The organism is Veillonella sp. T11011-6 (genome assembly GCF_002959755.1).
Lineage (GTDB): Bacteria > Bacillota > Negativicutes > Veillonellales > Veillonellaceae > Veillonella.
On sequence record NZ_PPCW01000004.1, the window covers coordinates 193,020 to 206,847 of the forward strand.

At 37.8% G+C, this 13,828-nt stretch carries 9 protein-coding genes and 1 riboswitch; of the genes, 1 reads left to right on the forward strand and 8 read right to left on the reverse strand.

The window, feature by feature from the left end; genetic code table 11:
- Position 1: 1 nt before the first annotated feature.
- Positions 2–2,905, reverse strand: coding sequence for a DEAD/DEAH box helicase (locus tag VRHSUH10_RS05605; RefSeq protein ID WP_105089745.1), 2,904 nt, complete (start codon positions 2,903–2,905; stop codon positions 2–4).
- 314 nt (positions 2,906–3,219) lie between these two features.
- Here VRHSUH10_RS05605 and VRHSUH10_RS05610 point away from each other — a divergent pair, with 314 nt between their 5' ends.
- A complete protein-coding gene (locus VRHSUH10_RS05610; protein WP_105089746.1) occupies positions 3,220–4,155 on the forward strand; it encodes a DUF3829 domain-containing protein in 936 nt (311 codons plus the stop codon).
- A 121-nt stretch (positions 4,156–4,276) separates the two neighbouring features.
- Here VRHSUH10_RS05610 and VRHSUH10_RS05615 read toward each other — a convergent pair whose 3' ends face one another.
- The 7 genes from VRHSUH10_RS05615 to potE all read right to left on the reverse strand — a co-directional run bounded on the left by VRHSUH10_RS05615 (position 4,277) and on the right by potE (position 13,284).
- The gene (locus VRHSUH10_RS05615) at positions 4,277–5,830 is read right to left on the reverse strand and encodes an ABC transporter substrate-binding protein (protein WP_105089747.1); all 1,554 of its coding nucleotides are present in this window, start codon (positions 5,828–5,830) and stop codon (positions 4,277–4,279) included.
- Positions 5,831–6,130: 300 nt separating this feature from the next.
- Entirely contained in the window at positions 6,131–6,946 is an 816-nt protein-coding gene (locus VRHSUH10_RS05620; protein ID WP_105089748.1) for an ABC transporter ATP-binding protein, read from the reverse strand.
- Positions 6,939–7,736 (reverse strand): ABC transporter ATP-binding protein, encoded by a 798-nt coding sequence (locus VRHSUH10_RS05625; RefSeq protein WP_005385379.1) that lies wholly within the window; start codon positions 7,734–7,736, stop codon positions 6,939–6,941. The genes VRHSUH10_RS05620 and VRHSUH10_RS05625 overlap by 8 nt, the downstream gene beginning before the upstream one ends.
- Positions 7,737–7,748: 12 nt before the next feature.
- Entirely contained in the window at positions 7,749–9,317 is a 1,569-nt protein-coding gene (locus tag VRHSUH10_RS05630) for an ABC transporter substrate-binding protein (protein ID WP_105089749.1), read from the reverse strand.
- Positions 9,318–9,466: 149 nt separating this feature from the next.
- Positions 9,467–10,288 (reverse strand): nickel transporter permease, encoded by an 822-nt coding sequence (gene nikC / locus VRHSUH10_RS05635; RefSeq protein ID WP_105089750.1) that lies wholly within the window; start codon positions 10,286–10,288, stop codon positions 9,467–9,469.
- Positions 10,288–11,226: a nickel ABC transporter permease gene (nikB, locus tag VRHSUH10_RS05640; protein ID WP_105089751.1), complete on the reverse strand. Its 939-nt coding sequence runs from the start codon at positions 11,224–11,226 to the stop codon at positions 10,288–10,290. Before nikB ends, nikC begins: the two co-directional genes overlap by 1 nt.
- Before the next feature lie 147 nt (positions 11,227–11,373).
- Positions 11,374–11,562: riboswitch (cobalamin riboswitch) on the reverse strand.
- A gap of 390 nt (positions 11,563–11,952) precedes the next feature.
- The gene (gene potE, locus VRHSUH10_RS05645) at positions 11,953–13,284 is read right to left on the reverse strand and encodes a putrescine-ornithine antiporter (RefSeq protein WP_105089752.1); all 1,332 of its coding nucleotides are present in this window, start codon (positions 13,282–13,284) and stop codon (positions 11,953–11,955) included.
- Positions 13,285–13,828: the final 544 nt, after the last annotated feature.

Sequence of the window (13,828 nt, forward strand, 5' to 3'; positions counted from 1 at the left end):
CTTACCCATTAATAATATAATCATAAATATCATCCCGTACTGGAACTTCGAGCTCATACTCTAATTCTACTGCCATTGTACCATTTGCCATAAAAATTTCTTTAGCCCGTTCTTGACCAGTAGAATGGATGGGACCTAAATAATAAAACTCTTTAGATTCTTCATCATCCTTATTCTTTCTCATAAATAAGTGCATAGCAACACCTAACGCATCAGCATTAAATGCAGTCTGCACATCATCAGAAGAAAAAGATCGTTTATTTTTAGAAATAGCTTTTAGTAATCCAGGATTTTCAAATCTATCTTCATATTTAATAGTATCTTGAATATCATCTGCTTTGTGATAATTGATAAATACAGGATACGTTTTTGTTTCCTTATGGAATTTATATCCTCCAATATTTAGTGGCACTTCATTTTGAGGCCATTCTAATAATTGGCATACTTGTTCATAAGTATACTTTTCGTACAAAGCAAATGGAGTATTGGGATAGATATTGCTTTTATATTTATCATCAAACTGTTTCAAACCATAGGTAACAAGCTCTTGCACATGTGCTTTAAAATTACTATCTTCTAATGCATCTTTAAATACTTGGGATATTCCGTAACAGCCATTAGATAATTCAATAAATACACTATCTTCAAATGTTTTTTGAGCGGCTTTAACACCAAACTGATTGGTCATCACATTAATAAGATTGATTCGTCCATGCTCAGATAGTTCTACATTATAAGAATTTGAAAGCTCATGAGATACATAGGTAATAACATCATGATGTCCGTCTAGTAAAGCTTGTAATACTAAAAGATCTCGAGCACGTATTCCTGTCGTTAATTTTTGTGATATAAAATGTAACATTCGCTCTTGAACTGGTGTAAATGATATATCATAATCCTTATCTTTGATTTTTATCAAAAAATTATGATAGGACTTAAATTTATTAAAAATTCGGCTTACATCAATAGAACCATGCTCTGCAAAATCCGAAATTTTAGGAATACGACCTAATTTAAAGCGCAAGTTAAAATAGGCTTCCTTAATCAATTTCATATCAGAAAACTTAGCAGTATCAATGGATTCATAAATACGTTGCTTTGCAATTTTATCAAAATGTACTGTTGAACTACCTGGGATAATGCGATTCCCCGCTTGTACATATCGACGTAATGTATCTTTGTTATAACTTCTATCACCAGATAAAGCCAACGGAATCATAAAGTTATTTGTATAATTACCTATAAAATCTAAGATAACTACATACTCTTTATCTTCAAACTTACGGAGACCACGCCCCAACTGTTGAATAAATACGATTGGACTTTCAGTTTGACGAAGCATGATAACTTGATTGATTTCAGGGATATCGACACCTTCATTAAAGATATCTACAGTAAAAATGTAGTCTAATTGCTCACTAAGTCTACCTTCATAGTCGCCAGTACCGGTTAATCGAGCAATAGCTTTTTCTCGAGTTTCTTGACTATCTTCACCAGTTAGACAGATCGTACGATAAATACCACGTTCGTTAAAAGCATCAGATAGTTCTTTGGCCTCAACTCTATTACTGCAGAACACAAGTCCTTTTACTCGACTCCCACTATGACCAAAGTAACGAATCTTTTCAATAATCTTATCGACTCGCTCTTTTGTAGATAAATTAGAGAAAGATACCTCCATATCTGATAGGTCTTCTTGAGTATCTACCCATAAGTCACTAATCCCAAAATAGTGGAATGGACAAAGTAAATCTTCTTCTAAGGCTTGTTGTAACCGAATTTCATAAATAATATTATGGTCAAAAAGCTCATACAAATCGTATCCGTCAGTCCGCTCAGGACTCGCTGTCATACCTAATAGAAATTCTGGTTTAAAATAATCAATAATACGTTGGTAACTATCAGATCCTGCACGATGTACTTCGTCAATAATAATACAATCAAAAGACTTTGGATCGTATTGTTTCATTACATCGTCGCGCCCCATCATCTGCATAGTAGAAAAGACGTGTGTAGCGTTATACATCTTAGCATGTCCAGATACGAGTCCAAAGTGAATAGAACTATCATTAAAAACACGTTCAAAACTTTTAATCGCTTGTTTTGCAATCTGTTCACGGTGTACTAAGAATAATATTCTTTTCGGATTCATTTCACGCATAGCAAATGCGGCTGCATAAGTTTTCCCCGTACCTGTCGCAGAAATTAAAAGCCCCCTTTTAGCGTTATTAGCTCTCAATTCATTGAAATTATTAATAAACTGCTCTTGCATGCTATTAGGTTCTAATTGTACTAACTCTACTTTTCTAAACTGTTCAGCAATATTCTTTTGTGAAGTATGATCTGGTCGTACCCATCGAGGCCTATACCAAGGAATAAACTCTTCATAGGGAATGGCAAACTCGGAATTCCAATATAAATCAAACTCTTCCGTAATCTCACGTGCATATGTATCATCGCAATGGGCTTCAGAACGGGTATTCCACTCTCGATTTTTCTTTAATGCGTTAATCGTTAAATTGGAACTGCCGACTATAATCTGGTAAGATTCATCCTTTTTAAAAATGTAGCCCTTTGTGTGAAAACCATGGTTACTCCCCTGAGTCGTACAGTACACCTTTAAATCAATGTTATTTAAACTTCCTAAATCTTCCAAAACTTTTGGACTATTAAAACCAAGATAATCTGTCGTTAACACACGACCATGTACTCCACGTTCTTCTAGTTCTTTAAGAATTGGTTTTAATGTTAGTAGGCCTTCTGGTGTTATAAACGCTACAGATATTAAAAACTCATCACAATTGCGCAAGCCATCTTCAATAGCAGATAGCACATTGCGCCCTTCCCCGTTTGCAATGAGTTCTGAAGACGTAGCAAAATTAAGCAAACGATTCGATTCTGACATAATAGACTCCCCATATAATGAATACTATACTTGCTATTATACCAGCCGCAGCTGCAGCGTCTAGGAAAATATATTTTTATACAAAATAACTTGTTTCTATAAAGCTCTTCTAATGTTATTCATCTATAAATCGCGAATTATAAATATTAATATATGTTCACATCAAATAATTTCATCTATTCCTTATGATTCTCTGCTCTATACGTCTTTTTTGGGACGTAAGTTTATGATATAATGTAACTAATTACTCTAGGGGCGTAGTGCGCCCAAATGGATCCAATAAGAGTTAGTGTGTTTTCAAGGAGCGTGCGCAGTTGAAAAAGGGATACATCAAGTTAATAGCAGCTGTTGTGCTTGGCATTGCTATTATCGGTGGTGGGATCTACGGGGTGTATACACTCTTGTCATCCAATACAACGACAATTTTATATCGATCAACCGTTGACGACAAAATCAACGCTATCCGTCCTTACATTGTCGCATTAGACACATATAATTCATATAGTGTAGCCTATGCTAACCAATTACAACCAACTCTTGAAGAGTTGCGTAATGGGTCCCATAACACGACCATAACATTGCCAAAATATAAGGACCTTAAAACAGCTTTAGAGGCTGCAAAACAAGATAGTCCAACTCCATACGAAGATGTAAACCAATCGACTAATGATGTATTAGCGATTCTAGACCAATTAATTCCGGTTGCAGATCAATTGCAAGCCTATTATGTAGAGCGTCGTTTCGAAAAAGATAATTTCAAAGGTAGCGATGAATTAGCTGCACAATATGTACCACTAGCTGAACAATTCTATGCTACATACAATGCGTTAGATTTAGCCTTAGATAATCGTAATAATGAGCTCTATACAGAGCGCATGAACGAGTATCAAGGGGAAAAACGTGAAAATGCAGTTAACTTTATTGAGTTAAATCTCATGACTGCCCAAACAATTGACCTTATCGATCCAGATGGAAATACAGATACCCAAAAGGTCGAAGCAAACTTGCAACAAATTACACAACGTATTAATAAATTGCAACCTGGTACTACATCAGAAACACAAAATGCAGTACGTGAGTATCAAGACTCTGTGAAAGAGTTTGTTGCAGAGGCTCGTAACTATATCATCATCAACTCTTCCTACGGCGAAGCATATACACAACTATTTATTAAATATAACAAAATGGTTGGTAAAGCAAATGTCGTAAATATGGCAGAACTTGATGCAACAGATCAAAAGAAAAAATAAGAACAATACAAAGAGGACCTACTTATACAGTAGGTCCTCTTTTTTATCCATCTGATTCTATTATTTTGTTAGTTATTATATTTTAAATCACTAAATACTAAATACCGAGAAATAACTTACATTATTTACGCTTCAAATCTTTCGTAATGATGTAGTATTCTGATGGAGATATTTTGATATCATCAATATGTTTATTTCCTACAATATTAATCTTAGGGTATCCAAGGAATAATGCTACAGAGTCATCAAGCATCAATTGTTGTGCATTGATAACTGCATTTCTGCGTACCACTGGATCATTGGCGCTTTCACCAAGAGTTAACAATTCATCAAAACGTGGATTAGAGAATCCAGAACCATTCGTTTCAGAACCTGTTCCCCAATATTGTTTCAAGAACCATACTGGTTGTCCTGTATTGGCCGTTACTACACTAGAGATTAACATATCGTAATCGCCGGACTGCGCTAATGTGTCAATCACTGCATAGTCTACAATCTTGATGTGTAAATCTACACCGATTTTCTTATAGTCTGCTTGTAATGCTTCTGCATATAATGGCAATTCAGGTCGAGATGTATACGCATAGAAATCTAGCACTAGATTTTCGCCATCTTTATCGACAATGCCATCGCCATTCGTATCTACGTAACCTTCTTGTTTCAACAAGGCTTTGGCACGTTCCACATTGTAGCCATTAGGGTCCCGCAATTGATTAAATCCATAATCAATAGATGGTGGCAATGGAGCCTTACCAGCGATAAATGTATCCTTCATCAAGTTCTTCGCATAGGACTCACGATCTGCTGCTGCAATGAGAGCCGCTCGAAGATTAGCATTTTTGAGCTTTCCTTTTTGACTCATACGAACGAATACATCTCTAAGAGATGACTCTTCATAGATTGTAAAGTTCTTATCGTTTTGGAAGATGCTGTATTCACCAGGACCAATGCTAATAGCCATATCTACATCGCCTGCTTGTAGTGCCATAGCACGCGTATTCGCATCGTTAATAGAAGGAATTTCAACCTTGGCAAAACCAGCTTTACCATCCCAGTAATTTTCATTTCTAGCGAGCTCAGCCCGTTCCTTTGTAAAGGATTTCACCACATAAGGACCTGTACCGATTGGGCCTTCCTTCGCTATATCACGACCATTTGCCTCAGCCGTTACATCCATAATCAAGAATAATGGATCCCCCAACAAGTTTGGCAAATTATAATAGGGTTTATCAGTCTTAATGGTAAGCTCTTGTCCATTAGCTGTCATTTCTGTGTAGTTAAAGAATGACTTAGCTCGTTTACTCTTAGCAAAGGTTCTTTCCAAGGATGCTTTTACAGCCTCTGCTGTAAGAGGATTACCATTGGAGAACTTAACCTTATCGTTGATGGTGAAAGTCCAGCTCATCTTATCATCGCTTTGTTTCCATGATGTTGCCAACCATGGTGTAGCATTCATATGGTCATCAAATTTTATGAGTGTTTCACCAACACCATATCGCACAACGGCCCAACTAAAATAATTTTCCGTTGGTTCTAATGTACCAGCAAAGCTAATAGCCCCTACCTTTAATACATCATTAGATGAATTAGATGATTGATTCATACAACCTACAGTACTAAGCAATGTGACACCAAGAGTCATGCCAATTAATAAAGCCTTACGCAGTCCTTTCATTTACACCTATCCTTTTCCTATATATCTATATGTATATCACTTCATATGAGCATATTTTAATTATACCCATGGGGGTATATTGCTTAGTCAACTATACTATATATTCAGTGTTAACACAATCTTTTTTAAGAAAAATTTCGATATATTTGCATGTATGTGAGAATAGCTTTGTAAACGAAAAAATAGCAGTTAGCCATTTGGCTAACTGCTATTTTATATACCTATTATTTTCCTACTATAGTAAGCGATTCATCTCAGACAGTGCCTATAGTAAAAGCACTGATACATTATACTGAAACCTTATGCTTCTTTAGTCGCTTCTTCTAACGTAAGCGGCTTATGATCTTTACCAATTTCAAAGATAGAGCTCAACAGAACCTTCGTATAAGGATGTTTTGCATCTGCTAAATGGAATGCATCTAGCTCTTCAACAATAGCACCTTTATACATAACCACTACCTTATGGCACATGGTACGAATGAACGCAATGTCATGCGCAATGAATAGGTATGTTAAGTTTTTCTTCTTTTGTAAACGCGCTAATAGGTACGCGATAGAGTCCTGTACAGAAACGTCTAGAGCACTTGTTGCTTCATCTAGCACAAGAATTTCCGGTTCCAGTACGATGGCACGGGCAATGGCCACACGTTGGCGTTGGCCCCCAGACATTTCATGAGGATAGCGATGCATGAACTCACGAGGTAGGTCTACCATCTCAAGATAGTCACCAGCTATTTGTTCTTCTTTGCCCTTTTCAAGAAGCCCAAAATTGTATAGCGGTTCGAGGATGATATCCTTTACCTTCATACGTGGATTGAAGGCTGCTGATGGATCTTGGAATACCATTTGAATCTTCTTGCGGTACTCTTTCGTTTGCTCAGAGTTCATATGTTGGATTTCTACGCCATCTACATAAATCTCACCTTCCGTAATCGGAAGCATCTTCATGATCATACGAACCAATGTAGTTTTACCAGAGCCAGATTCCCCTACAATCCCAAGGGACTCGCCTTTTTCTAAGGTGATATTAATACTCTTACACGCTTCGAGCTCACCACCAGTAGGAAGTGGGAATCGTTTACATACATTTTTTAATTCTACAGCGTAGTTAGTCAATGTAACGACCTCCTTCCAATGTTGGTACAGCATCTTTTAATTGTTTCGTATATTCATTAGATGGGTTTTCTAAAATATCTTGCGGTGTGCCAGCATCAACAACACGGCCCTTTTTCATAACAATGATATAGTCGGACATATAGGCCGCTACACCAAGGTTATGCGTAACCATTACGATAGCAGAATTATGCTCTTTAGCAAGTTCTAGCATTTGCATAACTACTTGAGATTGTGTTGTTACATCTAAAGCAGATGTAGGTTCATCACCAATTAATAACGCAGGATCCAGCGCTAATGCCATAGCAATGCCCACACGTTGGCGTTGACCGCCGGATAACTCATGTGGATAACGGCGCAATATATCTGCCCCATTAGGGAGAGAAACAGATTCTAATAACTCAATTGCTCGTCGATCACATTCATCATTGGTAATTTCTATATGAGATTTAAATAATTCTCTAAACTGTTTACCAATGCGAACTATTGGGTCTAAAGCACTACCACTATCTTGGAAAATCATGGCCATGTCTTTACCACGTATAGCTCTCCATTCAGACTTAGATAGGGTGCGAAGGTCTTGACCATTAAAGAGCATTGTACCATCTGTGACCTCACCACCTATAGGCAATAAACCCATGAGGGCCCGGATCACGGTAGTTTTACCGGATCCAGATTCCCCTACAATGGTCAATACCTTACCGCGTTCCAAGGTAAAGTTTACATCCATAACAGCAGGCACACCTTGGTACGCGATGTTAAGGTTCTCTACAGTTAGTATGTTTTCTGCCATTATAGCTCCTTATTATTTTGTAATTTTATTAGTAATCCAGTAGTAGTCACTTGGGTACATGACAGCACCTTTCAAGTAAGAACCAGTAACGATATTAGTTTTAGGGTAACCTAAGAACAATGCAGCACCATCATTCATCAATAATTGTTGAATTTGAATTGCATAGTCACGACGTTTTGCAGGATCAAATTCAGTTTCAGCAGCATCTAACAATTGGTCAACTTGTGGATTGGAGTAACCAGAACCGTTTTGAGGGTTGGAACCATCCACATTAGTATGCCAGTAGTTAGCTAAGAACCAGATTGGATCGCCTGTATTAGCAGTTACGATGTTGGAGATAAGCATATCATAGTCGCCATCTTGACCCATTTTATCAATCAAGTTATAGTCAACTGTTTTGATTTTCATGTCGATACCCACTTTTTTAAGGTCTGCTTGAACAGCTTCTGCATAAAGTGGTAATTCTGCACGAGAATTATATACTACGAAGTCAAATGTCAATGGTTTGCCATCTTTATCAAGGATGCCGTCCCCATCAGTATCTTTCCAACCATCTTCTGCTAATAATTGTTTAGAACGTTCAGGGTTATACGCATTAGGATCTTTCAAATCTTTGAAGCCATAGTCCATGGATGGTGGAATTGGTGCGGAACCAGGAATGAATGTACCTTTTAACAATACATCAGCATAGTTTTTACGGTCTGTTGCAGAAATAACTGCAGCACGTACTTTGTCATCACCAAGAACACCTTTTTGGTTAATACGAGCCAATACGACACGAAGAGATGCGATTTCATCTACTTTGAATTTATCATTGCCTTGGAATAAACCAATTTCACCAGGACCGATGTTAACAGCCATATCTACGTCGCCAGATTGTAAGCTCATAGCGCGAGTATTAGGGTCATCGATGGAAGGAATTTCTACAGTTTTAAATGGTACTGTACCATCCCAATAGTTTTCGTTAGCAGCCATCTCAGCACGTTCTTTTGTGAAAGATTTAACTACGTATGGACCTGTACCAATAGGACCTTCCTTCGCAAAGTTACGGCCATCTTTTTCAGATTGTACATCAACGATTAGGAATAACGGATCCGCTAAAAGGCCAGGCATATTAGGATATTCTTTTGTTGTATGAATAACTAATTGTTGACCATTAGCTTCCATAGAGTCATATTCGAAGAATGTTTTTGCACGATTGGATTTTTCAAAAGCCCGTTCGATAGATGCTTTAACTGCTGCAGCATCAACTTTTTTACCATTAGAGAATTTCACCTTATCATTGATTGTGAAAGTCCACGTTTTATGGTCTGGGGATACTTCCCATTTAGATGCAATCCATGGTTGAGGTTTCATTTGTTCGTCAAACTTAGCCAATGTTTCGCCTACACCATAGCGCATAACAACCCATGCGAAGAAGTTTTCTGTAGGTTCTAATGTGGATGCAAAGTTAGTTACACCAACTTTTAAAACATCCTTATTAGCAGCACCACTATTATCAGAGCCGCAACCAGCGATGAAGGAACCCATCATTACAATGCTAAGACCTGCTAAGAGGGCTTTTTTCCAAGATTTTTTCATGTAAAATCTCCTTGTACCATTACATATAAACATAAAACATACACATCATGACCACTACAATCTACAATAGTCATAATGGAAAAACCTTATTACCGCCTATTTATATAACAACTTTCACAACACAACCTATAAATAAGCATCACACGTAACTAACCTTGGTTCTTAGGATCCACTACGTCCCGTAAGGAATCAGACCAAAGGTTAAAGATAGCAACTACGATAAGAATGGACATACCAGGGAAGGCCATCAGCCATGGACTGGTTTGTAAATATTGACGACCTTCGTTGAGCATAAGGCCCCATTCTGGTGTTGGCGGTTGAGCACCAAAACCTAAGAAGGATAGACCTGCTACTTCAATCATGATAGCCCCAATATCAAGTGCACCTGTTGTAACAACAAGAGGAAGGATATTGGGAATGATATGACGTCTTAGAATAGTCGTTGTAGAGGCCCCCATCATGACAGCCGCCGTTACATACTCTTCACCGCGAACTTTCAACGTCATAGACCGTACAAGACGAGCATATTTTGCCCAACCAACTACAGATAGCGCTATAATCGTATTCACAATGCTACCACCCAAAATACCAGCAATGGCAATGGCTAATACTACACCCGGGAAGGATAGCATAATGTCCGCAAGACGCATGAGGACCATTTCGATTTTCCCGCCGAAATAACCAGCTACGGCACCGATAATAGTACCAATGCTTACCATGATAACAACGATACTGACACCCATAAACAAGGATAACTGTGTACCATAAATGATGCGAGACAATACATCACGACCAAGCTTATCTGTACCAAACCAATGTTGACTACTTGGCGCTTGTAATGCTTGACTCAGATTTGAGCTAAAAGCATCACCCGGAGCAAGCCATGGTGCAAATATAGCTATGAGAACTACCACAATCATCAAGGCACTGTAGAAAGAGAACAATTTATGTTTTTGAATAAATTCTGCCATTATGCTCTCTCCCTTTTTAATCTAGGGTCTAACAAGATATATGACGCATCAACTAATGCATTAATACACATATATGCTAAGGCAACCCACAACACAAAACCTTCGATCAATGGATAGTCGCGCATGGTAATGGCATATACTGCCATATTCCCAAGGCCAGGCCAGGAGAATACCATTTCAATAACTGCAACACCGCCTAATAACCAACCGATAACAACACCCAGTATAGTGATAAGTGGTAATACTGCATTAGGCAAAATATGACCGAATAAAATTTTCATCTCACTCACACCACGAGCACGTGCGCCGATAACATAATCCTTTTGCATTTCTTCAAGAATAACGAGACGAACTTGGCGCATGTACTTGGACCCGACTACAACAGCTAATGTAACGGCTGGTAGAATTACACCGATAGGAGTTACACGAGAAGATGCAATAGGAACAAGTCCTAATTTAAGGCCAAAGATATAAATCAGTACAAGGCCTAACCAGAATGATGGCATAGACACGCCTACAAAGGAAGCAACGCGCAACAGATAGTCGATCCATTTGTTTCGATTTAAGGCGCTTATAATCCCTGCCGGCAATGCATAAAGCAATGTAAATACTAATGATGTACCTGCTAACATAACTGTCCCTGGCAAAGCCTCCAACATACGATCTACAACAGGCTTTTTAGCAGAGTAACTCATCCCTAAGTCACCTTGTGCAGCATTCACAACCCAGTTTGCATATTGCACTATAAACGGTTTATCTAACCCAAGCTGAGCTCGAGTTTCATCGATAAGCTCCTGAGACACGATAGTATCTGCCGTTTCTAGTAACATCGTAACTGGATCGCCTGGTGCTAAATAAGTGAGACAAAATGTTAAAAAAGTAATGCCAAACAGTGTAACAATGAATTGACCTAGCTGTTTAGCAAAGCGTTTGCCCATAGGCGCCTCCTCCTATACTCTCTAAATACTACAATAATCTAAATGAACAACTAATATGCTTATCTCTCCCGATATAGCAGAGGTGCATATAGGAAAACGACAAAAAAGGTTAGTCCACCTGACTAACCTAAATTAAGTATAGTATGTACAATACCATATATTTAGAGCAGGCTTTCTGACTCATGATTCATCGCAATATTTCGGCCTTCCCAGTTTCCCAGTGACCCTATAATGAAACCTTGCTCCTCATTACAGCTATTTGCATAGTATGGGATTTACACCCATTTTCCTCTTTTACGCTCGGTGAATACCGACACTCACTAGTTCATTCATTTTTATCGATTATAAATATACTATATTAATATTATGTTTACAATACATATACCCCTTAGGGGTATTCGTACATCGTAGATTTTCAATGTAATTTTTATACTAATAAAAATTATCGATTACTGAACAAGTCTCTATTTATGTATAAACCCATACAAATCACTTTATATATATGATTTTTTCCGTATTAACTGTATCCAACTGTATATATATTAATTATTATTATAATGGTAATTTTCTCATGAATTTTTTTTATACATACCGAAAAAACTCTTAATCACTTTAGCAACTATCAATTATTTATAATCAATAAAATCATAATTAATAAGTTTGATTAATATACCAAAAAGAGGCTGTTACTAAGTAACAGCCTCTTATAAGACGAGAGTTATTTAATTAATCGATACTTTGTTGTAAGCGGTGTGCTCTGCGTGTATCCCACGCTTTACGCAAAACATAGATCACGAAACCGATGCTTACCGCTACTGCACTACCTACCATAGCATCAAAGCCACATGCGTAGATTGCATACAAGCAGTAGATAACGCCTGCGCCGAACAGGTAGTTGGAACGTTTAATGCGGCTTTCAGCTACACCAGCCATACGCATCATTGTAGGTACTGCCAAGATGCACAATACATACGGTACTACGTTAGTTACAACAGCTAAGTTTACTAAGATTTCAAATTGTTCACGCAAGGAGTCGCTTGCAGTGAACAAAGTAAGTAATGTTTCAACAGCGAGTAAAATGAATACGCCACGAACAGGAGCGTCTTTGCTATTTACACGAGCGAATACTTTAGGGAAGTAACCGTGTTCCGCTGCGCTTTTGAATACGCGAGACAATGTGAATTGCCAGCAAAGTAAAGCGCCAAAGCAAGAAATAACCATAGCAGCCATAACGATGTTTGCAATTGTATCATTGAACATGTATACGAATGTCAAACCGAATGGTGCGTTAGAATTTAATAAGTCAACGTTAGGAACGATACCGGCCATAACGTTTGTGGACAAGATGTAAATCACCGCCACTGCTAATGTACCCGCAACAGTTGCAATAGGTACGTTTTTCTTTGGATTCTCAACAGCATCAGCATTAGCCGCTGCGGACTCAAACCCTAGGAAGCCCCACAAAGTGAGGGAAATGGATTGTTTTACTGCATCGTAAAACGGAAGATCATTTGGGTTCCATGCCGCCCAATAGATAGACGGATCAAACCAATACCAGCCGATTGTACCGATTAAAAGAACCGGAACAATAGAGCCCCAAATAGTCATATTGCTGAGTCGACCTGTGAAGCGATTACCACGGAAGTTCAAAATCGCTGCAAACCACAAGAGCACAATTGTTACTTGGCTTGTTTGTGTTGCATTAAGGTCAACACCAAAGAAAGCTGCGCCATAACCTACGGCAGAAACCGCGATGGCGATATTAGCAATGATGAGAGATATGCTGTAAGCATAGCTCGCCATAAAATGTCCAGTTTTACCGAAGCGGTGTTCTGCATAACCGCCCATGCCCCCTTTATTTTGGGAGAACATACCCGCTTGAGCAAAAATATACGCTAGTAAAAGCGCACCCACAGCTGTTACGAGCCAAGATAAAACTGAAATAGTACCAACTTGAGCCAAATTAGTTGGTAACATAATGATCCCAGCTCCTAGCATATTGGCTGCTACCATTGTGGTTAGCTGGAATACAGACATTTTTTTAGCGGTGGTTTTCATGTATCAATCCCCTTTCGAAAGGTGAATTTTTTCTCGTCCATAATTCACTTAAATATAATATACCGCTAAGTAAATTCAGTTCGTGCTGTGATGGGCTTGAATGTGAATTTACCGTTGTTATTCTTATTACGAATTAAATAATAACACCTATGAACCCAAAATGAAAGTACTTTATTGGCGGACAAGCATTATTACACGAATTGAATAAATTATAGTTAATTTATCATCTAAAACGAACAGAACTCATTTTAACAATGACAGGGTATATTTTTACCCCATTTTATTCTGTGTATATATGTAATTTTTACTATCTATCATGATTATAGTGTCGTAGTACAAGACTATTGTTTTCGAGCAGTCCACTGTATACGTACATAAATTTACACCATTTTAATAGTAATTTATCAATTAGAATAACGCTTTTCTAGAAATTATCTATCATTCAAATAAAAAAATCGATATACACATAAGCTTAAAGGTTAATATAAAGCGCTTTAACATAAGACTTATATGTATATCGATCTTAAATTTTCAATGTCACAAG